A 21,821-nucleotide genomic window follows, 5' to 3' on the forward strand; every position below is an offset into this window, starting at 1 on the left:
CCAAGGAAGAAAACAAGGTAGAAGCACCCGCCGCCGACAAAGCAGACGACAAAGCAGAAGCACCAGCACAGGTCGAAGCAGAAGCAGAAGCCCCGGCTCAGGCCGACAAGGCTAACGACAAGGCCGAGGAGAAGGTACAAGACCAGGCTGAAGCTGAGCAGGACGCACCGGCCAAGGTCGACAACGCCAAGAAGCAGGCAGACAACAACAAGCCTGCAGGAGCAGACGTCAACATCGCCGCCATCATCGCCCCGATCGTCGCACTGCTGGCCATCGTCGGAATCGGCATCGGCTTCGCCAACATGATGCTCTAACCAAACACCCAAACCACAAAGAGTGTGCCCACCCGCAACACCGGGTGGGCACACTCTCTTTTCGTCTCTACACCTGATCGTCTAGCACCCCCGCACATACAGCTAGACGGTCTCGAAACCGCCTTCACAAACCCCCAGGTGATAACGACAGCCATGGTCAATACGGAGCTCATCGTCTGGTTCCACAACCACCGAGCTAGACGACCAGCGGAAAACGACTGTCCAGGACCGTCGAGCAACACCCGAACAAGCACCGAACTTCGCGACCAAGACAACCCGCTGAGTGCAAAAGTGCAGTGGCCCTGAGGGCAAAAGAAAACGCCCGGTACCTTCCCGAAAGGGGAGGTACCGGGCGAGGGCTTTAGCGCTTAAGAGTTAGCGCGCTTGCCGTGATTCGCCTTCTTCTTGCGGCGATCCTTGCGCTTACGACCACGCTTGCTCATGAGGGTCTCCTTTATATATCTGTACCGGTTACAGACTTATCACTGTATCGCCTGCGATACCGGAGAGGAAAATTAGGCGGACATGCGAGCGCGGTTGCGGGCGAGTGCCTTGTTGCGACGCTTCAGTGCGCGACGCTCTTCCTCAGACAGGCCGCCCCACACGCCGGCGTCCTGGCCGGTCTCGAGTGCCCACTTCATGCACTGGGTGGTTACTGGGCAGCGATGGCAAACAAGCTTCGCCTGTGCGATCTGAGCGAGGGCGGGGCCGGAGTTACCAACCGGGAAGAACAGTTCCGGGTCTTCGTCGCGGCAAATTGCTTCGTGGCGCCAATCCATGATGATGCTCCTTAAAAAATAAATCGGTACTGCGTGGTCGGTTTTCGTGCACCACTAAAACACCCAACGATGTAGGTGCGTTGCAAACAAAGTTTGGTTCCTGGCTCCGGGCGGTGCCTCTCGGTGGATTCGAGATCCCGTCTTCCGGTTTACCGGGCGTTAACCCCGTGGTGTCTGAGGGTTAAGGGCTGAGTTACCAGCCCGTTGTTTTTGCTACTTGTGAATAATGACATGTTCATGCAAAGCCCGCTAGGGTTCGAGGCCAAAATGTGCGTGGAATCACAGAATGTATCTACGTCATCGCGGTCACATTTGCGCTTCTGGGCCGATCCGCAAGCCAATGGTCTACCCTCTGACCTGGGATGATAGTAAACAGGTGGTGGAGGTGCCCGGGTCAAATCGTGTTTTTCGGGTTTCTGCCGGTTCGCTGGGGTTCATCTGCCGTATCGGTGGCGATAGACTGCTTTGTTGTGACTACGAATCGGAATCAATCCCACGCGCCCGTCCCAAATGACCCGGAGCAGCAGCCGTTCGCGGATGCTGAGGTCCCACCCCTGATGCGTTTCGGCGCGATGGTGGTGCTGGTGCAGTGCTTGGCGATCTTTGTTTATGTGGTGACGCTGATCCGTGATCAGTTCCTTGCTACCGAGCACACCCTGGAGTCCGACTCGCCGGTTGCTGGTTACGTCAACATCGGTACTGCGGTGTTTTTGCTGATCATTTTCGGCTACATCGCGTTTGTGTCGGTGGAGACTCTGCGCGGCCGTCCGCGTGCGACTGGCGCGGTGGTCCTCATTGAGGCGATTCTTGGCGGCGTGGCTATCTATATGTTCCGCGGCGGGGCGGTAACGCTCGGCGTGGCGACACTGATTTCGGTGGTGTTGGTGCTGGTCACCGTGTTCCACCCGCGTTCGAGGGCGTATAACGAGGCGCAGTATGAGGAGCGTAAGGCGCGCCGCTAATCGACGACACCGCTCACCCCTCCGGCCTCGCTAAACCTTGGCGTCGAGGACGACGATGTCGTCGCCACGCTTTTCCACAATGGTTGCGCCGGCGGAGGAGATGTGGACGGGGCCGGTGTAGCCGCCGCGGTCGACGGGAATGATCTCGTCGACCGCGTTTTTGTCCCAATCCACAACCGCGATGCCGTCCTGGGAGGCGTAAAGCAGGCGGTCGCCGGCGGCGAAGCCGGTGCCGAGTGCGCCTTGGAACACGCCGGTGACGCCCAGGCCTGCCGGCTCCATGAGCAGGAGGGAGTCGTCCTGCCAGTAGGACATATGGTGGGGGAGGTCGGCGACGGGGAGGACGGCGATGGTGCCGTCGAGACGCTGTGGCTCACCCATTGCTGGCACCGAGGAGGAGCTGGTGTTGTTGCCTTCCTTGTCGTAGGCCAGGACCTGCTTCTTTGACGGGTCGTAGACCGCGGCGGCGTCTTGGGAGACGGCGACGAGGTAGGCCTGCGGGTCGATCTCAATGTTGGCGTCGACTTCGGGTTCGCGGGAGTCTTCCGGGGTTGCCTTTTGGATGCGGAGGAAGGTGCCGTCCCCACACGTTTCGGTCAGCGCGACGAGTTCGGTGCGGGTGAGCGCGGAGGTGATCACGCAGCCTGGGTTGGGCTGCATGTCGGATTCTTGCGGGGCTTCGATGTAGCCGTATTCCATGGTGCGCACCATGTCGGAGCGCCATACTTCGATGCGTTCGCTGGAGGCGTAGCCAATGCGGTCGTTCGAGGCCAGGCGCGTGACGATTTCAGACGCCGGGGCGGATCGGGTGCCGGCGTATTGGCCGGTTTTCGCGTCGATGGCCACCACGTCGCCGCAGCCAGCGTTGTCGCGGTAGACAGCCACAACCTTGTCCCACGCCTGATCCATCAGGCACAGGTCGTTGGGGCGTTCGTAGGTCCAGACGGTCTCGCCCTCAGGGTTCGTCGCGGTCAGCGTGTGATCGTTATAAGTAATGATCAAGCCGTTGGCTACGAGCGGTTGCGCGCGTCCGGAGGTGTCGGTGAGCCGGAAGCCCTCGCTTAGCGACGACGGCACCACCGCCAACTGACCAAAATCCTCCTGAGCTTCGGCTGCTGGAGAGAGATCAGCCTGGCGCACCGGGGCGGTGAAAAAGGCGGTGCCGACAAGCAATGCCGAAACGCCGGCGATGACACCGGTGGCAATGAGGTCGCGGCGGGTGCGACGCAAAGGCTTACTCAACGCCGTTTCCTTCCTGAACGCTTGCCCGGAGCCGCCGGGCGGGATGGACGGTTTGGTCGTGCCCCGAGCACTTTACGCGGGCGTCCGACATGGCCAGTAGCTGACTCCGGGAAACCGAACTCCTCCTGCAGTTCAGGGGAGGTGGAGAACCACTCGGGCAGGTTGGGTTTGCCCAGGTCGAGGTCGGTGTTGATCATGGACCACTTCGTCGCTTCGTCGTAGCCGACGAGGGTGACCGCCACGCCGGTGCGTCCTGCGCGGCCGGTTCGCCCGATGCGGTGGACATACGTCATGGGGTCGTCCGGGGTTTGGTAGTTGATCACGTGGGTGACGTCGTCGACATCAATGCCGCGTGCCGCGACGTCGGTGGCGACGAGGATTTCCACGTCGCCTCGTCGAAAAGCATCAAGAGCTTTCTCGCGCGCAACCTGGCCGAGGTTGCCGTGGACCGCGCCGACGGCAAAGCCACGGCCAGCAAGATCCTCGGCGAGATCGGCCGCCGAGCGCTTCGTGCGGGCGAAAATAATGGTGCGCTCGCGGCCCGGAGACTGCAGGATACGGGCGATGACCTCGGCTTTGTCCATGCGGTGGGAGAGGAACGCAACCTGACGGGTGGTGGCGTGGGTAGCGGAGGCATCTTCGGATTCGGCGCGGATGTGCACCGGCTTGTTCATCTTCGAACGGGCAAGGGACAGGATCGGGCCCGGCATGGTGGCGGAAAAGAGCATGGTCTGCGTTGCGCCCACGGCGGACCAAAGCTTTTCGATGTCCGGAAGAAAGCCCATGTCAAGCATCTCGTCGGCCTCGTCAAGCACGAGGATGGCAACCTTATCCAGTACGAGCGCGCCACGGTCATGCAGGTCAATCAGGCGGCCAGGCGTGCCGACAACAATGTCCGCGCCCGCTTCGAGTGCCTCGAGTTGTTCCTCGTAGGGGCGACCACCGTAGACCGTGGCCACGCGCACCGGCGTGTGTACGGCAAGGCGTTCGATGTCCTCGCCGACCTGCACCGCAAGTTCGCGCGTCGGGGCGATCAGCAGCGCGCGCGGGGTGCCGTCGAGTTCTGCAATATCGGCGTCGTCGAACACGCGGTCCAGCACCGGAACACCAAACCCGAGCGTCTTGCCCATACCCGTGCGGGCTTGACCGATGATGTCGCGGCCGGCCAGCGCGATGGGCAACGTGAGCTCCTGAATGGAGAACGGGTGGGTGATGCCGTGGTCCGCAAGCGCGTCCACAATTTCAGCCGCAACCCCCAACCCGGCAAACGTCGTTTTCTTTGGCGCACGACGAGCAGCGCCACGTTGTTCACTCTCAGCTGCGTAGGGCACGCGTTCATCTTAGCTACCGGCCGTTACAATGGGGCCGTCCGCCAGCAGGTGGTTACGTTTAGCTATTGCACCTGCGGGCACACACACAAAGCGCAACAAGAAAAGGACAGTGAGCGAGAAAATGGATATCAAGATTGGTCTTGCAGACACCCCGCGCGAACTAGCGATCAAGCTTCCGGAGGGCCAGGAAGACATCTTTGCCACCGTCGAGCAGGCGATTGCGAACGGTCAGGCAACCTTCAAGCTGGAGGATGCCAAGGGCCACTCCTACCTGATCCGCACTGACCGTGTCGTTTACGTCGAGCAGGGCAGCACCACGGCCCGTAGCGTCGGCTTCATGCGCTAAATTACTCAGACATGGCACAACAGCAGGGCACTCCGTCTCACGGTGGGCGCCATAGTGAGCACCACGGGGGCGCTGAAGAGGACTTCGGCGACTGGTTTGATAGCTGGGGTATGGAGTCTGGCGACGACACCCCGCAGGGCACAAGCCGCGAAGAGGGACGTCTTGTCGCCTTTGCCCGCGAGTACGGGTGGCGCGCGTATGCGATCCCGGTGCTTGCGGTAATTACCGTGTTTGTCCTGCTGGACATGGTGCAAAACCCGGATGAGCAGGCGATCGGGACGGTCGCCGAGTCTGCGTCGGCTCCGGCCGGTGAAGCGGGCATGGCTGGTGCGGATGCGGATCAACCGAAGCCGCTGGAGCCTGCGAAGATCGCGGAAGGCATCTTTGACCCGCACGATCTGCCGCCGGGTGGCCCGTACACCACGACGGGTGAGGGCACGTTCTACGAGGTCGGCATCCCTGGTGCCAATGCGGGCCAGGGCACTGAGATTGTGGTGCGCTACATCGTCGAGGTCGAGCACGGCATCGACGCCTCCGGTTACGGCGGGGATCAGTCGTTTGCCCAGATGGTGGATGCAACGTTGATGGATCCGCGCGGGTGGACGAACGATCCGCGCTTCCGCTTCGAACACGTGTCGGCAGATCAGGATCCGACGCTGAAGATCCGTTTGACCTCTCTGGATACGACGGCGGAGCTCTGTGGTGCCGCGTTGGGTACGGAGACGAGTTGCCGTACTCGCATTACGGGCGAGGACACGGTGATTATTAACGAGTCGCGCTGGGTGCGCGGTGCCGTGCCGTTCCAGGGTGACATCGGTTCGTACCGCCAGTACCTGATTAATCACGAGGTGGGCCACGCTGTGGGCTTTGCGGAGCACGTGCCGTGCCCGGAGGCGAATGCGCTTGCGCCGATCATGATGCAGCAGACGCTGAGCCTGAACAATGCGCAGTTGCATGAGATGAGCCCGGAGGAGAACTACCCGAACAACGACGACACGTGCCGGCCGAACCCGTGGCCGTATCCGCGTCCGGCCGTGAATTAAGAAGGTGGTGTCGGTGGTTTCTTTGCTTAAGCCGATTCCGGCACATGTGCTTTCCGCATTCCAGATCGACGACATTGAGCCGGTTGCGGTCCCGCAATTTTGGAACAATGGCCTGCGCTTCGGACGTGTTGTGTTGTCGCATGCGCGTGAGACGTCCGCGTGGTCTGGCAAGGCGCGTGAGAAGGCAGTGCCGGGGGAGGGGCTGCGCATTTCGCGTCCTGTGCGTGCGACGGATGGTCGCTTGATCGTTGCGGGGTATTGCGCGACTGAGTTTGCCACCGGTGAGCCGCGCGAGCGTGTCGATGAGGCGGTTGCAGCAGCATTGCTTTACGACGACGCCGTGGCCGGCATCGAAGCCCCCTCCGGCGAGCGCACCGGGCTGGTTGCCAATGCTGACCGGGCGGTGTGGCGCGAGGAGCACCTCGGGTCTGAAGGTGCAGTCGCGCACCTGGATTTCCTGTCGCACCTGCTGTTCGATGGCCACGCTGAGCCTGTGCTGACCGAGTTTGATCCGTCCGTTGGATTGCGCCCGCGTGGATTTACGGCAGCGCTGGTGATCGTCGATGGTCTGCTGGCCGGTGCTGTGGATCCGGACATTGTGGCGCGTTGGTCGCATATCCCCAGGCTGGACTGGTTGTTGGAGAAGGCGATCGAGTACCGTCGACACACGACTCGCGGGCTCGGTTCGGATGTATGTTCGATAGATGACGTGGTTGAGATTGTCGTGTCGTAGCGACCTGGCACAATCTCCCTTATGTTGTTTCCACACCCTTCACCTGTGCCCCCGGCTGCGCTTGAGCCGAAGGCCTATCTTGTGCCGCGGGACCGCAACATCACCCCGCGGACCTGGGACAACCCGCTGCCTGAGGCCGGGTTGTGGAAGGTCACCGGCCGGCCCGGCTCAGGCGTGAGTAGTTTTCTTGTGGATACGGTGGCGGCCGCGGTGCGTCGTCACGCAGGCGCGGGGGACCCGGGTGGCATTTTGGTGCTGACGGACTCGAAGGAAACCGCCGGACGGCTGCGCTCGCAGTTGTCGGACACGCTGGCGCAGTCGGGGTTTGTTACCGATGAGCCCATGGTGCGCTCCGTGCACTCGCTGGCCTTTGCCATTTTGCGCTCGCATGTGGACGAAGAAATCCGCCTGATCTCCGGCGCGGAGCAGGACGCAGTGATCCGCCAGTTGCTCCAAGGCCAGGACGAGGATGCTCGTGGCTCGTGGCCGGAGGATCTGCGCCCGGCGCTTCCACTGGTCGGCTTTGCCCGTCAGCTGCGTGACTTCCTGCTGCGTGCAGTGGAACGTGGTCTTGGCCCTGTCGAACTGGAGGAGCTGGGCAGCCGACATGGTGTGGGCATCTGGAGCGCGTCTGGCGAATTCTTGCGCGAGTACCAGCAGGTGATGGCGCTTTCGGGAGCGCGCAGGCTGTCCGCCTCGGAGCTGGTGGATCAGGCGGTGCGACTGCCACTGCCGCGCAGGTGGCACACGGTGATTGTGGACGATGCCCAGCACCTCGCACCCGCTGCCGGCGCGCTGGTCAAGCGCCTGCTGGATCAGGCGGACTTGGGTGTGGTCGGCGGGGACGAGGAGCAGTCGGTGTTCCACTTCCGTGGTGCGTCGCCTGAGTTCTTCCGCACCCTTGGCGGGCTGGAGCACACCACGATTGACCTGGGGGAGTCCAAGCGCGATCCGCGTCGCAGCGTGGCAATTGCGCCCGATTCTGCAACGCAACTGGCGGCGGTGGCGGATGCGCTGCGCCGTGCCCACTTCGAACACGACGTGGACTACCGGGATATGGCGGTGATTGTCCGCTCGACCACGGGCATTGATCCGGTGCGCCGCGCGCTGTTGCGCTCTGGGGTTCCGGTGTCGCTCAACCCGACGGACCTGGTGCTTTCGGAGCAGCGCCTGGTGGCATCGCTGTTGCTGGGCATCCGGGCACTGTACGAGGAGCTCACGCCGAGCGAGTGGCGCGACCTGCTGCTTGGGCCTGTGGGTGGTGCGGATCCGGTAACGCTGCGTCGCCTCATTCGTGGGCTTCGCCGCTGGGCACCTGAGCGTCGTGCCGAAGAGTCGCTGCGCGAGTTGCTGACGGATCCCGCCGGGTTGCCTGACTTTGATACGTGGTTGACCGACCGTGAGCTCGACATCCTCCAGCACGTGCGTGGCGTGCTTGACGCGGGACGTCAGGCCTACGCGGAAGACGGCAGCGTAGAAGAGATCCTTTGGGCGCTGTGGCAGGCCACGGGCCTGTCGAATCGCTTGTTGGCCTCGGCGCTGCGCGGTGGTGCGACGGGCTCGCAAGCGGACCGCGACCTAGATTCCGTCATGGCACTGTTCGATGCTGCGGGCGACTATACGGAGCGCCGTCCCGCTGCCGGGGTGGAGTCGTTCGTGGACTTCATCCTGGAACAGGAACTGCCCACCGGTGTGCGCGACCGGCGCACCGCAACCCCCGATGCAGTGTCGCTGCTCACCGCTCACGGTGCTGTCGGGCGAGAGTTTCGCCGTGTCATCGTGGCGGGCGTGCAGGACGATACATGGCCAAACCTGGGGGAGACCGGCTCGCTGTTCCGCCAAGAAGACTTGATCGACCTGGTGGATCATGACGTGGATCCGGACGTGCCGGTCTCCCACACCGTGGAGCGTCTGATTGAGGAACGCCGCCTGTTTACCGTCGCCACCACGCGTGCGACTGATTACCTGCTGGTGATTGCGGTTGACGACGAAGATGCGGAGAAAGAAGGTGAACCCTCCCGATTCGTCGAGGAATTCTGTGAAGACCACGGCCTCACCCCGGCACGCTTGCGGCTGAGTTCGGCATCGCAGGCGGATCTTGGCGACGACACCGAGACGCTCGTGCGCGTGCTCGCCCACGACGATCTGGTGGCGGAGTTCCGCCGGGTGCTCACGGATCCTTCGGTGGATGAGGCGACGCGCTCCCAGGCTGCCCGACAGTTGGCGCGCCTGGCGGACGCGGGTGTGCTTGGTGCGGACCCTCGGCAGTGGTGGACCACCACGACGGTGTCTACGGATGAGCCGCTGAGCGCCAGCCCGACGCTGTCGCCGTCGCGAGTAGAAGGCCTGCTGAAGTGCCCGATGAGTGAGGTATTGCAGCGCATGGTGGGCCTGGACGAGTCGATGGACATGGTCTACGGCGTGATGGGCCACGCCTACCTGGAAGCGCTCGGCCGTGGTGTGGATCCGGACGACGCGTTTAACGCCGTGATCGCCGCACGCAAGGAGGTCAGTGACGCACCTGCGTGGAAGGCGCAGCGCGACATCGAGGAGTTTGAGCGCTTGCTGGAGCGCACCCGCACCTGGCTAGAAACGAGCCGTGGCGCGTTTGAACAGGTCGCGGTGGAAACATCCGTTGACGTGCAAGTCAGCGACAACGTGCGCGTCCGGGGTCGTGTGGACCGCCTCGAGCGCGACGACGATGGTGCGCTCTACGTGGTGGATCTAAAGACTGGTGCGACGGCGCCCACGAAGAAGGAGATCGGTGAGCACGCCCAGTTGCTTACCTACCAACTCGCGCTGGCTCACGGCACGTTCGACGGCGAGCGGGTCGTTACCGCACGCGGGGAGTCGGACATCACCGTGGGTGGTGCGATGCTGGTGTTCCCGAAGAAGGACACCAAGGCCATCACGGTGCTTGAGCAGGCTGCCAAGACACCAGAGGAGCTAGCAGAGTTCGCCGAGGCTATCGATACATTGCCCGCCGAAATGACAGGACCTACGCTGCTTGCCACAACGGGGAAGCATTGCGATCGCTGCAGTGTGCGCGCCTTGTGCCCGGTGCAGCCGGAAGGGGAGATGATTCACAATGTTTAACCAAGAACCCATGTCCCCGAAGCTGCTGTCGCGCTACCTCGGGCAGAAGTTCCCGCCGACGGACCAGCAGGCGGAGGTTATCGGTGCCCAGCCTGGCCCGCTACTGGTTGTCGCAGGTGCCGGTGCCGGCAAGACGGAGACGATGGCCGCGCGTGTGGTGTGGCTCGTCGCTAATGGCTTTGCACGCCCCGAAGAGATTCTGGGTCTGACGTTTACCCGCAAGGCCGCCCAGGAGATGAAAAAGCGTATCCGCGACCGCCTGGCCACGCTAGCGCAGAACCGCGACCTGGTTGCGCGCCTCGATCCGTCTGGGGAATTAGCCAAGCGTTTAGAGGTCATCGCGCCGCAGGTGTCCACCTATGACTCGTACGCTGGCACCCTGATCCGCGAGTACGGCCTGCTCGTGCCGGCGGAACCGGACGCGCGGCTGATCACGGATGCGGAGTTGCATGCCATCACTACGGAGGTGGTCAGCAACTACGCTGGCACGCTGCTGCCGGACGGGAAGAATCGTGCGCTGAGCAGCGTGGTGCAAAACGTGCTCAAACTCATCACCGCGATGGGCAATGAACTTGCCACCCCGGAGTGGGTCACCGAGCATGCCCACGACTTCCTTGCGGAGACGGAGTCGTACCCTTCGGCAAGCAAGACCGAGTTTTCGAAGATCTTGCAGGGGTGGCGCGATATCCAGAAGGAGCGCGTGAACTACCTGCCGCTCGCACAGGCAGTGAACGAGGAGCTGCGTAAACGTGGTGTGATCACGTTCAACGAACAGATGTCTCTCGCGTCTGCGTTGGCACGTGATCATGCGGTGGTGGGGGCGTCGCAACGCAATCGCTTCCGCGTGGTCATGCTGGACGAGTACCAAGACACCTCGCACTCCCAGCGCGTGTTGCTGCGCAGCCTTTTCGGCGAAGCGCAAGATCCGGGCCTGACGGTCACAGCGGTGGGCGATCCGATGCAGGCGATTTACGGCTGGCGTGGCGCGACCGCGGCGAACCTGCAGGCGTTCGTAGAGGACTTCCCGCTTGAAGGCGGCTCACCAGCGCCGAAATTGCAGTTGACCACCTCGTGGCGCAACCCGCCTGAGGTGCTGGATCTGGCCAACGGGGTGTCCGATGCGATCCTGGGCACCGACGAGACAAAGCGTGCCGTGGCACCGTTGGCGCCGCGCCCGGGGGCGGATGCTGGCGATGTCACGCTCGGGTTCTTTGGCACGCAGGCCGAAGAGATCGAGTTCGTCGCCGATGAGCTGGCGAAGACATACGCCCAGGCCCAGGAAGCCGAGGAGCCGTTTTCGGCGGCCACGCTTGTGCGCAAGAACAAGCACTCGCAACTCATCGCCGCAGCACTCGAGGCCCGCGGTGTGCCCTACGAAATCGTTGGCCTGGGCGGGTTGCTGGACGTGCCGGAGGTCGCCGATACGGTTGCCGTGGCGACAATGCTTGTGCGTCCCGACGACACCGCGGCAGCACTGCGCGTCCTCGGCGGGCCTGCTGTTGGGTTGGGCCTTGCGGACTTGCGTGCGCTGGCATCGCGCGCGAACAACCTGCGTGGCAAAGAAGACCACCGCGAAAACACGCAGCGTATCAGCGACCCCTACGCCCACTTGGTCAGCCAACTCGAAGACGCGATTGCCCAAGCCGACGACATCAAGGCGCGCACCGACCGCCCAGAAGGACTCACGGATGCGCTGGCGGATCTCGGCGAGCCGGAACGCTACAGCGAAGAAGGCCTGCAGCGCATGCGCGATACGGCCGCCAAGCTGCGCTGGCTGCGCACCCACAGCCTGGGCAAGCGCTTAAGTGACCTGTTCGCGGACATCATCCACGTCTTCGGCATCCGCACCGAGGTGCTCTCCCGCCACAGCGCGACGGGCGCGGTGCATCTGGATCGACTGTTGGAGGAGGTGGCCAATTACCCCGGCGCGGGCCTGGACGGGCTGCTGGACTACTTCGAACTCGCCCGCGAGCACGAAGACAGCCTGACCCCGGGTGCGGTGACGGTGAAGGACGACCGGGTGCAGATCATGACAGCCCACAAGGCGAAAGGCTTGGAGTGGGATACCGTCGCGGTGCTGCATGCCGATTCGGAGACGTATAAGCCGAAGACGGAAACCTTCCTCACCTTCGTGCAGTTTCTGCCTACGGAGACCTACGGCGATCCGGAGATCTTCCCGGAGTTCGGCGAGGTGGACACACGCACCGACTACCAAAAGGCGGGCGAGGCGTGGAAGAAGCACGTCACCGCGGACCTGGCCGAGGAGGCAGCGCGTCTGTTCTATGTTGCGGTGACGCGTTCTGGCGGGAAACTCATCGTTACAGGTTCGCGCCGTAGGCCTGACGTGGTCAAGGAAGCAGCGCCGTACGAGCACTTCGCCACCATGCGCGACGTTGTCGCACCCGAGTGCGTGGTGGTCTGGAACGACGGCACGGATGCTGAAGCAGACAGCGATACCGACGCCAGCGCCGACGCTCTTGTCGACGACGGCGAGCGCACCGGCCGCTGGCCAAACTACGCCCCGCTAGCCGAGGACGAAGCAGCCGCGCAGGCGGTCAACGCCGCGCGCGAGAACCTGCCAAAGTTCGTAGACGGCGAACTGTTTACCCTCTGGGAGCGCGACGTCTCTGCACTCATCGAAGAACACGAGCAGGCCCAGGCCGGCGACGTCCCGGTGGTTATGCCGGGCGAACTGACCGCGTCCGATGTGGTGGCGCTCAAGGCCGACCCGGTGCAGTTCGCGCGCCGGGCACGCCGCCCAGTGCCGTTTAAGCCGAACACTTACGCCAAGCGCGGTACCGCCTTCCACGAGTGGTTGGAGGAGTTCTACGGTGCACGCCCGTTGCTGACCGAAGACGAACTTCCCGGCGGGGATGAGGCTGAGGTGGATCGCGCGATACTCGAGCGGCTCAAGCGAAACTTTGAGGCCAGTGAGTGGGCGTCGCGCACCCCGACGTTTGTGGAGCATCCCTTCGAGCTCGCCGTGGGCGAGGGCGTGGTCCGCGGACGTATGGATGCCGTCTTCGAGGATGTGGACGGCTGGACCGTCGTGGACTGGAAGACCGGCGAGAAGCCGAAGCGGGATGCGATGGAAGCGGCGCAGTTGCAGCTTGCGGTTTACAAGGCGGCTTGGGAGCGTATCTGTGGTGACGGTCGTCCGGTTCGCGCTGTATTTTTCTACGTGCGCACCGGTGAGACGTATGCTCCGCGTAGTCTGCCCGATGCGGCAGAACTCGAAGAGCTACTCAGCAGATCTGCTGAAGGCAAGGGTAAGGACGAAACGGAATGAAACTGCGCAGGGTTTTTACGCTGAGCGCGAACGCCGCGGATCAAACGGCGATCCCGGTGCACCACCTGCTCGATGTGGTCAGTATCCCGGCCCTCGAGCGGGCGACGCCGTGGTCGTTGATCGCGCGCCGGTTCGGCTACGCCCTGCTGCTTATCGTTGCCGTCGCGATCGTCGCGTTCATTGATCGCAATGGATACTCCGAGCCGTTGACGTTCATTGACGCGTTGTATTACTCGGCGGTGACCCTGTCTACCACGGGCTATGGCGATATCACTCCGGTGACGCAGTCGGCCCGAGTCATCAACATTTTCTTCGTCACTCCGGCCCGTGTGGCCTTCCTGATGCTCCTCGTCGGTACGACTTTGTCGGTGCTGACGGAGGATTCCCGTAAGACGCTGCAGATCCAACAGTGGAGGAATACCGTGCGCAACCACACCATCGTTATCGGCTACGGCACGAAGGGCCGCTCGGCGGTCGACGCATTGGTGGCAGGCGGTGCGTCGCCATCGTCGATTGTTGTCATCGACCCAGACCCGGCTGCGCTCGCCGTCGCGGAGAAGCACGGTTTGGTCACGGTGCACGGCAATGGCACCAAGTCGGATGTGCTGCGCATTGCGGCGGTGAGCCGTGCGCGTTCGGTGATTGTGGCGCCGTCTTCGGACGATACGGCCGTGCTGATCACGCTGTCGGTGCGTGAGTTGGCGCCGAGCGCCATGATCGTGGTCAGTGTGCGAGAGGGTGAGAACCAACACCTGCTTATGCAGTCGGGCGCGGACTCTGTGGTGGTCTCCTCCGAAACGGCCGGACGTCTGCTTGGCATCGCAACGGTGACCCCGCCCGTGGTGGAGATGATGGAGGATCTGCTCAGCCCAGACGAAGGCTTCGCGGTGGCAGAGCGTCAGATCGCGGACGACGAGGTTGGTGCGAACCCGCGCCACCTGGCCGACATCGTGCTTGGTGTGGTGCGCTCCGGTGAGCTCTACCGCATCGATTCCCCCGAAGCAGAAACGGTCGAGCCGGGCGATCGCCTCCTGTACGTGCGCATGAACACCCCGGATATCCGCCGCCAGGCGGAGAAGGCAGTGCGCGATGACGATTGATCTGAGCGTGCTTGATAGCGACCAACGTGTCGCCGCCGAAGCACCCCGCGGACCCGTGTGCATCCTGGCGGGTGCTGGCACGGGTAAGACGAGGACGATTACGTATCGCATTGCCAACCTGATCGATCGCGGCACGGTCGCCCCGAACAAGGTGCTCGCCGTGACGTTTACCCAGCGCGCGGCAGGGGAGATGCGCGACCGTCTGCGCACCATGGGTATCGGGGGAGTGCAGGCGCGCACGTTCCACTCCGCGGCCATGCGGCAGTTGCAGTACTTCTGGCCGCAGATCGCCGGTGACCTGCCGTGGCGGCTTTTGGATAACAAGTTCCCGTTGGTCGCCCGCGCCGCGCGCGCCGGTGGGCTGGATACAGGCAAGGAAATGGTGCGCGACCTGCTTAGCGAGATCGAGTGGGCCAAAGCCAGCGTGATCGGCCCGGAGGATTACGCCGCACGCATCGCCGATACCCCGCGCACCCCGCCGACGGATCCGCAGCGCGTGGCCCAGGTGTACCGCCTCTACGAGGAGGCGAAGACGAGCCCGGATGGCATGCTGCTCGATTTCGACGACCTGCTGCTGCACGTCGCCGGCGCGCTTGAGAACGCACCTGCGGTGGCGGAGGAGTTCCGCGCCCAGTACCAGACCTTTGTGGTGGACGAGTACCAGGACGTCACCCCGCTGCAGCAGCGCGTGCTGGAGGGCTGGCTGGGTGATCGCGACGATTTGACCGTGGTGGGCGATGCCAACCAGACCATTTACTCGTTTACCGGCGCCACCCCGGATTACCTGCTGAACTTCTCGCGCACCTACGAGCACGCCACGGTGGTGAAACTGCAGCGCGACTACCGTTCCACGGTAGAAGTCACCGAGTTGGCCAACACTGTCATCGGCAAGGCCAAGGGGCGCGTCGCCGGCACTCGCCTGGAACTGGAGGGCATGCGCGGGCGCGGTCCGGCGCCACAGTTCAACGGTTACGACGACGAGCCGTCTGAGGCTCGCGCCGTGGCCCGCGCGATCAGGCGTTTGCTTGATGACGGCGTCCCCGCCCGCGAAATCGCCATCCTGTACCGCATTAACTCCCAGTCGGCCGCGTTTGAAGCGGCGCTGGCGGATGCCGGCATTGCCTACCAAGTCCGTGGTGGGGAAGGGTTCTTCCACCGCGCCGAGATCCGCGAAGCCATCGCAGCGCTGGTCCGTGCCGCGCGTCGTACGGACCTGCCGGACGATCCGGTGGCGGTTGCTCGCGCCGCGTTCGCACCCATCGGCCTGACCCAGACCGAACCCGAGGGCGCCCAGGCTCGTGAGCGCTGGCAGTCACTCAGCGCGCTTGTGGATCTCATCGAGGAGATCGTCCGCACCCGAGAAGCCGAGGATCTCCCGCAGGTGTTGCGCTCCCTGCGCCAGCGCGCGGAAGCCAAGCAGCCCCCAGCCGTAGATGGTGTGACACTGGCCAGCCTGCACGCCGCGAAGGGCCTGGAGTGGGACGCGGTATTTCTTGTTGGCCTGGTGGAGAACACCTTGCCGATCTCGCACGCGATCAAGGCCGGCGACGACCAGATCGAAGAAGAACGCCGCCTGTTCTACGTCGGGGTGACGCGTGCGCGTGAGCACCTGCACTTGTCGTGGTCGCTGTCGCGCCAGGAAGGTGGGCGAAAGAACCGGTCGCGGTCGCGCTTCTTGGACGGCATCGCACCGGAACTTGATGTGGAGCGCTCCCCGGAACGCCTCAAGCGCAACCGCCGCTGTCGCGTATGTGGCAACCCGCTGTTCAGCCCAGCAGACAAGGCGCTCGGACGCCACGAGGAGTGCGAGCCGAGTTACGACGAGAACGTGCTCGCCGCCCTGAAACGCTGGCGCCTCGACGTCTCACGCGCAGCGGGACGCCCGGCTTACATGGTGTTCTCGGACGTGACACTCATGGCAATCGCCGAAGCCATGCCCGCAAACGAGACGGAACTGCTTGGCATCTCCGGCATTGGGCCGGTGAAGGTGGAGGAGTACGGCGCGGGCGTGCTGGCAACGCTTGAGGAGCACCGCCACTAAGGCAGCCCCAGCCGCGCCAGCCCAGCCGCGCCACCCCAGCCGCGCCAGCCCAGCCAGCGCTAGAAGCACATCGGGCAGTCTGGGTGCGACGGCACCTGCCGCGCCAGAACAGGTGAAGGCGCGAACGGGTCTGCGACCACCACGTCACCAGCCACAGGTGTCGGCGCCGACACCCCGGGCGGGTCGGGCGCACCGGCAAGCCTGCCCGCCACCGTCGCTGCCGCCACCGCACCGGCTGCTAAGGACACCGGCTCGGCGGCGATCGCCGGCGGGAGGTGCTCCTCCACCTGGTCGATGTTTGGGTCCCGTTCCAAAAGGTACAGCCGGGCGCACACCGGGCACGGCCCAGACGGAGCGCACACAGGGCCGACGACCACGCGCGCGTCGAACTGCGTCACCGGCACCACAGGGCCACGCCGGCCACGGGTCGCGGCAGCGATCTGATCCACTTCGGCAGCACAGTTCACGGCAAGCACCGGCAGGTGCGGCTCGTGATCGAGCAGGAACTTGCTCACCGACTCGTCCTTCATCGGGCTGCGCGTCACCACACCACGGCGCGACAGCAGCAGCGTGATCTGGGAGGCCAGCGCGTCGCGCCCCACCACCAGCACTTGTGGGGTGGTGGTGGGGATGAGGAGCCGGTAGGTGATGAGGTCGTCGATAAGACTGCGCGCACGCGCCTCACCGAGATGCACCGCAAGGGCTGCGACAACGGTTTTGAGCATCCGCGGATGCGTCAGTGAGTCGAGGACCGTGACCACCTCGTCGGCGCTGGGCACGGTGATGAGCCCGGTGCGTGTCGCGTCCGCCCCGAACTGGATTGTCTCTGGCGCGCGTACGAAAACGCGAACGCCGCGCGCAAGTTGAATGCGTGTGTGTTCTTGGATTGCCACGTGTGTTCCACCCCCGCATCGCATCCTACAATGTTGTGCCATGTCTGGGATGCAATATCGCGTGATCCGCTCGGCTCGTCGTGCGAAGACGGTGCAGGCCAGGGTGGTTGGCGGGGTGGCGGAGATCCGCATTCCGGCGCACTTCACCAAAGCGCAGGAGCGCGAGATGGTGGAGCAGATGCTGGCCAAGTTGGAGAAGAAGACGTCGACGCGTTTGCTTGACGACGACTCCCTACGCTCCCGCGCCGAAACCCTGAACAAGGAAATTCTGCAGGGGCGGGCAACGATTGGTTCGGTGCGGTGGGTGTCTAACCAAAACACGCGCTGGGGCTCCTGCACCGTATCGACCGGTGATATCCGCATCAGCGATCGGCTTCGCGACGTACCGGCCTACGTGCTGGACGCGGTGCTGGTGCACGAGTTAACGCACACCTTCATCCCGAACCATTCGAAAGAGTTCTACGCCTGGGCGGATCGGGTACCCAAGGCGGGGCGCGCCCGCGGGTTTTTGGAGGCCTACCAGCGCTACGGCTAGGCCTACCGCGTCAGCCGACTGACAAATTTCACAAAATCTGTCAGGGTCGTTTTCTGACCTGGACAGATGCTTCGTCGCTGACAGATTCTGCCGCAATCCGTCAGTCAGCCCCGCCGCGCGGCCAGGCAGCGCCTACAGCTCCGTGCCGTCCTGGCTGCCGTCGTCTTTGCCGTCGCCGTCTTCGCGCTTCAACTCCGGGTTGTTGCGCAGTTCCTCTTCCAACTTGGCAAATTCGTCGTCGAGGTCGGTGTCGGGGGCGTCGTCGAGAAGCGTGTCGATGAAGGACGCCGGGTTGTCCAGCTGCTCGCTGGACGGCAGGAGGTCGGGGTGCTCCCAGACGGCGTCGCGACGATCCACGCCCACAGCGGTGCCTGCGCGACGCCACAATTCGGCGGCCTCGCGGGTGCGCGGTGCTGCGAGTTCGATACCGACGATGTTGGCAAAGGCCTGCTCAGCAGACCCGCCGGTGGCGCGGCGGCGTGCCCACGCCTCGGCGAGTTGCGGGGTGGTGGGGATGCGTTCGCTGAGGGCTTCGTCGACGACGACGTCAACCCAGCCTTCAACAAGCGCGATCAGGGTTTCCAAGCGGGACGTGGAGGCAGCGTTGCGGGTGCCCACGCGCGGGGAGAGGTCCTCGTCTTGAAGGCGCTGCATGGCCTCCTGGATCTGTGTGGGATCGCCACCATCCAGGTTCAGGTCGCGGACGGCCTCTTCGATGTGGGAGGTGTCAATCTGCAGGCCGGCGGCGTATTCCTCCACGGAGGAGACGAGGCGCTCGACAAGCCACGGCACGTTGCGGAACAGGCGCTGGCGCGCGGCCTCGCGTGCGGCGATGTAGACCATCACTTCCTGGCCTGGCAGGTCCAGCCCCTTGGAAATCTCCGCGATGTTGCGCGGCAGGACCGCACCGATGCCGGCGGGTGCGACAGGCAGGCCGAAGTCAGTGCCGGTCAGTGCCTGCTGGGCAAGATCGCCCAATGCGTGGCCCAACTTCATGCCGAACTGCATGGAGTTCATCTGGTTAACCATGCTGACCATAGGGCCCATCATCTCGCGGGCCTCTTCGGGCATGGTGTCCAACTGGGCGCGCGCCATGTTGGCGGCGACCGGGTTGACCAGGCGCTTCCACATCGGCATGGTCTGCTCCAGCCAATCTTGGGCGTTCCAGGCCTTGGCCTGTGCCTGGCTGGCGGGCAGTGCGGTGGCACCGTCGAGCCAGAGCTCCGCTAGGCGGAAGGACTCCTCGGCGGCGCGGGAGTCTGCCTCGCTGACCGGGTTCACCCCGGCGATGCGCTGACGAGCCATGCGGGCGGCCAGGTCGAAGTTGACGGCGTCGCCGTCCTCCTGGGCGTTCATGGAGGAGCCCATGCCGGAGAGCATTTGGCCGAACTGATTCAGGATGTCGCCAAGCCCGCCAGCACCAGCGCCACCAGCGCCGCCGGCGCCGCCGGGGCCGCCGGGGCCTCCGAATCCACCGAACCCGCCGGACCCAAAGTTTCCGCCGAAACCGAAGGCTGCAAACGGGTTGGTCGGCTCGCCACGCCCGTTGTCGTTGTTGTTGCCTTCGTTGTCCCTGCCCTCGTTGTCGTCGTTGCCGTCGTTGGGAAAGGAGAATCCGAATCCGTTACTCATAGGCGCCACAATACAGCTGCACAACGGCGCGGGTTGGAGCTGCTGGTTGCTGCGCTAACATGTGCCACCATGACGAACGCGCACACACCAGCGGACGCGGCAGAACACACGCCCGCGACCAAGACAGCGAACAAGCGTTTTTCCACGCTGGTGTGGGGTGCAGTGCCTATCGCGTTGCTTGCGGTGGGGATGACGATGGACCACATTCCCGGCACGGACATCAAGCTCACGGTGCCGTACGCGGCGGAAGGGGCGGGCCCGACGTTTGACACGCTCAGCGAGATCCAGGGCACGCCCGTGGTGGACATCGAGGGTGCGGAGACCCTTGACACCGGCGGGCAGCTGAATATGACCACGGTGTCGGTGCGCACGAATATGACGTTGGGCCAGGCGTTGGCGCGTTGGGCGGTGACTAAGGACACGCTGGTGCCGATCGAGCAGGTGATGCCGGCGGATCGCAGCGAGGAAGAAACGCGCGAGTTTAACCAGCAGATGTTTGTCGCGTCGGAGGCGTCGGCGACGGTTGCGGCGATGCACTATCTGGGCAAACCCACAACGGTGAACATTCATGACGTGGTCGAAGGCGCTGCCGCGGACGGGACGTTGCAGCAGGGTGACAAGATCCTTGCCATCGACTCCACTCCGGTCGCCAAGCCGAGCGCGGTCCAGGACGTGGTCTTTGCCAAAAAGCCCGGCGAGACGGTGGATGTGACCATCAGCCGCGACGGCAAGGAAGAGACGAAGACCATCGAGCTGAAGGAGAATCCGCACGAAAAGGGCAAGCCGATGCTTGGCATTCTCATGGATTCTGAGCCCGCCGATGGCCTGAAGGTGCACTACAACCTCAACGACATCGGTGGTCCGAGTGCGGGCATGATGTTCTCGCTGGCGGTGATTGACAAGTTGACGCCAGGCGAGCTCAACGGGGGCAAGTTTGTTGCCGGTACCGGCACGATTAACGACGACGGCGAGGTCGGCCCCATCGGCGGCATCACCCACAAAATCCGTGGCTCGCGCGATGAGGGCGCCGAGTTGTTCCTCGCGCCGAAGGGCAATTGTGATGCGGTGAAGCGGGCCGACGCTGGTGATATGACCGTCGCTGCCGTGTCCACCCTCCAGGAGGCAGTGGATGCGATGGAGGCGTTCGCCGCAGGCCGCGACGTGCCAACTTGCGACGGCTAAGGGTTAGGGCTTCTTCGCCAGGCCGAGTTCGTAGATCCGCTGGCGCGGGTCCTCCTGGTCGGAGGAGATCAGTTGCTGCATGACCAGGCCCTCGCGGTTATCCACCACGGTGATGATCGCGGAGGTGCCCAGCGTGGACCAGCCGACTACGCGGTCGCCGGAGTCTTCCACCACGCGCGAGGAGCGCAGCTCAGTAAGAAGTTGGGTCGAGGAGGCCGCCTTCGATTCGGAGTCGAAGAACTGGAACTGGCCAATCTCGTCGCCCTGACAGTCATAAGATCCGCTGATCCCGCCGGCGCCACAGCCTTCGAACTGGTCGAAGAACTCCTCAGGCGCAAGGGAGGCGAAGCGCTCGCGTACCTTTTCCAAGGTTGCCTCTGCAGACGAGTCCGCTTTCTCCCGCTTCGAGGAGCTCGTGCTTGTCGACGACACCGTCTCGGAAGCAGACTCCGACGCCGTGTCAGATTCGGACTCAGCGGTGGTAGTTGTCTCGGACGTGGTCGTTTCAGGCGTGGTCGTCTCCGAATCCGAGGAGGTGGTTGGGTCCTCGCTGATGTACGACGTCGAGATGGGGCTGCTGGTCGCGTTGGCCTCGTCGTCCTCGCCACCACCACAGGCGGCAAGAGACAACGAGCCGACAAGGACAGCGGAGGCGATTGCGCGGCGGGACACAGACACGGTCAGAAGCTCCTTGGGTTGGGTTTCGGCTGTCTAGCTTAAACCAGGTCGTCCGGGTCCTGCTCAAGGCCGTAGCGCAGCGCAGCGATCACACCCGGGGCGACATCCGGGCCGCCACGCAGCTCAATGTCGTCCTGGGCGAAGGGGCCGCGCTCCTCCAACTCTTCATCCGTCAGGCGCATCTGCAGCAGGGTCTGCTCGATGTCTTCGGTACGCAGCACGCCGGAGAACAACCGCGCCGGGCGCGCCTCGGCATCCGCCGGGGCAGAGGCGTCGCGGAAGAGGATCTCCTGCGCCAGGATCACGCCTTCAACCTCACGCGGCCAGGCCAGGCGGGTGACGTACTCGCCGAGCTCCTCGGAACCGGGCAGGATATTCTCCGGCAATTCCTGCACAACCAGGGTGAGGGGGGAGGAGTCGTCGAGGGTGCCCAGCTCGTCGACAAGCAATTGCGTTGGTACCAGACCGAAGAGGGTTGGCGGGGCGTCCCAACCTTCGGCGTGGACGAAATCGACGGCCTCCATCATGGCCTTATTCAGGGCTTGTTGTTCGCGCACGGGAACCTTTCCGGATTGTTGGCCGTTAAACTTTCTAGGCTGTAATGCACATAGACGTTGGACAACAC

18 protein-coding genes and 1 pseudogene are annotated in these 21,821 nt (G+C 63.8%); 11 read left to right on the forward strand and 8 right to left on the reverse strand.

Annotation, left to right across the window (positions count from 1 at the left end; translation table 11 throughout):
* Window positions 1-314: pseudogene (locus HMPREF2785_RS11965) on the forward strand (hypothetical protein); the annotation flags it as partial.
* Window positions 315-682: 368 nt separating this feature from the next.
* Here HMPREF2785_RS11965 and HMPREF2785_RS12370 read toward each other — a convergent pair.
* Window positions 683-757 (reverse strand): 50S ribosomal protein bL37, encoded by a 75-nt coding sequence (locus HMPREF2785_RS12370; protein WP_099046258.1) that lies wholly within the window; start codon window positions 755-757, stop codon window positions 683-685.
* Window positions 758-829: 72 nt separating this feature from the next.
* Entirely contained in the window at window positions 830-1,093 is a 264-nt protein-coding gene (locus HMPREF2785_RS05625; RefSeq protein WP_070422423.1) for a WhiB family transcriptional regulator, read from the reverse strand.
* A gap of 470 nt (window positions 1,094-1,563) precedes the next feature.
* Here HMPREF2785_RS05625 and HMPREF2785_RS05630 point away from each other — a divergent pair, with 470 nt between their 5' ends.
* On the forward strand, window positions 1,564-2,055 hold the full coding sequence (locus HMPREF2785_RS05630) for a hypothetical protein (protein WP_224213006.1): 492 nt from the start codon (window positions 1,564-1,566) through the stop codon (window positions 2,053-2,055).
* 30 nt (window positions 2,056-2,085) lie between these two features.
* On the opposite strand, the gene HMPREF2785_RS05635 is transcribed toward HMPREF2785_RS05630, so the two are convergent.
* A complete protein-coding gene (locus tag HMPREF2785_RS05635) occupies window positions 2,086-3,297 on the reverse strand; it encodes an Rv3212 family protein (protein WP_083308890.1) in 1,212 nt (403 codons plus the stop codon).
* Window positions 3,294-4,628, reverse strand: coding sequence for a DEAD/DEAH box helicase (locus tag HMPREF2785_RS05640; protein ID WP_070451112.1), 1,335 nt, complete (start codon window positions 4,626-4,628; stop codon window positions 3,294-3,296). Before HMPREF2785_RS05640 ends, HMPREF2785_RS05635 begins: the two co-directional genes overlap by 4 nt.
* Before the next feature lie 109 nt (window positions 4,629-4,737).
* On the opposite strand from HMPREF2785_RS05640, the gene HMPREF2785_RS05645 reads away from it, so the two are divergent.
* The 7 genes from HMPREF2785_RS05645 to HMPREF2785_RS05675 are packed head-to-tail and all read left to right on the forward strand — an operon-like array spanning window position 4,738 to window position 16,276.
* Entirely contained in the window at window positions 4,738-4,974 is a 237-nt protein-coding gene (locus HMPREF2785_RS05645; protein WP_342448817.1) for a DUF3107 domain-containing protein, read from the forward strand.
* A gap of 11 nt (window positions 4,975-4,985) precedes the next feature.
* Entirely contained in the window at window positions 4,986-6,017 is a 1,032-nt protein-coding gene (locus HMPREF2785_RS05650) for a DUF3152 domain-containing protein (RefSeq protein WP_224213005.1), read from the forward strand.
* 13 nt (window positions 6,018-6,030) lie between these two features.
* A complete protein-coding gene (locus HMPREF2785_RS05655) occupies window positions 6,031-6,750 on the forward strand; it encodes a hypothetical protein (RefSeq protein WP_141750646.1) in 720 nt (239 codons plus the stop codon).
* A gap of 21 nt (window positions 6,751-6,771) precedes the next feature.
* Window positions 6,772-9,846 carry an ATP-dependent DNA helicase gene (locus HMPREF2785_RS05660; RefSeq protein ID WP_070614495.1) on the forward strand — a complete coding sequence of 1,025 codons (3,075 nt, stop codon included), beginning with the start codon at window positions 6,772-6,774 and terminating at the stop codon, window positions 9,844-9,846.
* Window positions 9,839-13,135: an ATP-dependent helicase gene (locus tag HMPREF2785_RS05665; RefSeq protein WP_246821166.1), complete on the forward strand. Its 3,297-nt coding sequence runs from the start codon at window positions 9,839-9,841 to the stop codon at window positions 13,133-13,135. The genes HMPREF2785_RS05660 and HMPREF2785_RS05665 overlap by 8 nt, the downstream gene beginning before the upstream one ends.
* Window positions 13,132-14,235 (forward strand): potassium channel family protein, encoded by a 1,104-nt coding sequence (locus tag HMPREF2785_RS05670; protein WP_070422417.1) that lies wholly within the window; start codon window positions 13,132-13,134, stop codon window positions 14,233-14,235. Before HMPREF2785_RS05665 ends, HMPREF2785_RS05670 begins: the two co-directional genes overlap by 4 nt.
* Window positions 14,225-16,276 carry an ATP-dependent DNA helicase UvrD2 gene (locus tag HMPREF2785_RS05675; protein ID WP_070451108.1) on the forward strand — a complete coding sequence of 684 codons (2,052 nt, stop codon included), beginning with the start codon at window positions 14,225-14,227 and terminating at the stop codon, window positions 16,274-16,276. The genes HMPREF2785_RS05670 and HMPREF2785_RS05675 overlap by 11 nt, the downstream gene beginning before the upstream one ends.
* A 59-nt stretch (window positions 16,277-16,335) precedes the next feature.
* Here the strand turns inward: HMPREF2785_RS05675 and HMPREF2785_RS05680 are convergent, their stop codons facing one another.
* Window positions 16,336-17,169 (reverse strand): hypothetical protein, encoded by an 834-nt coding sequence (locus tag HMPREF2785_RS05680; RefSeq protein WP_083308892.1) that lies wholly within the window; start codon window positions 17,167-17,169, stop codon window positions 16,336-16,338.
* A gap of 40 nt (window positions 17,170-17,209) precedes the next feature.
* Between HMPREF2785_RS05680 and HMPREF2785_RS05685 the strand changes: the two genes are divergently transcribed.
* Complete coding sequence (locus HMPREF2785_RS05685) at window positions 17,210-17,704, forward strand: M48 metallopeptidase family protein (protein ID WP_070614503.1); 495 nt, start codon at window positions 17,210-17,212, stop codon at window positions 17,702-17,704.
* Window positions 17,705-17,836: 132 nt separating this feature from the next.
* Here HMPREF2785_RS05685 and HMPREF2785_RS05690 read toward each other — a convergent pair whose 3' ends face one another.
* Window positions 17,837-19,336, reverse strand: a complete 1,500-nt coding sequence (locus tag HMPREF2785_RS05690; protein ID WP_070614498.1) for a zinc-dependent metalloprotease — start codon at window positions 19,334-19,336, stop codon at window positions 17,837-17,839.
* Between the two features lie 69 nt (window positions 19,337-19,405).
* Between HMPREF2785_RS05690 and HMPREF2785_RS05695 the strand changes: the two genes are divergently transcribed.
* A complete protein-coding gene (locus HMPREF2785_RS05695; protein WP_070483118.1) occupies window positions 19,406-20,518 on the forward strand; it encodes a YlbL family protein in 1,113 nt (370 codons plus the stop codon).
* A gap of 3 nt (window positions 20,519-20,521) precedes the next feature.
* Here HMPREF2785_RS05695 and HMPREF2785_RS05700 read toward each other — a convergent pair whose 3' ends face one another.
* Together HMPREF2785_RS05700 and HMPREF2785_RS05705 are read right to left on the reverse strand one after the other, a co-directional pair.
* Entirely contained in the window at window positions 20,522-21,196 is a 675-nt protein-coding gene (locus HMPREF2785_RS05700) for a hypothetical protein (protein WP_224212998.1), read from the reverse strand.
* A 38-nt stretch (window positions 21,197-21,234) separates the two neighbouring features.
* On the reverse strand, window positions 21,235-21,723 hold the full coding sequence (locus HMPREF2785_RS05705; protein WP_070451114.1) for a PPA1309 family protein: 489 nt from the start codon (window positions 21,721-21,723) through the stop codon (window positions 21,235-21,237).
* Window positions 21,724-21,821 lie beyond the last annotated feature (98 nt).

Origin of the sequence: Corynebacterium sp. HMSC067D03 (assembly GCF_001811185.1) — a bacterium.
GTDB lineage: Bacteria > Actinomycetota > Actinomycetes > Mycobacteriales > Mycobacteriaceae > Corynebacterium > Corynebacterium coyleae.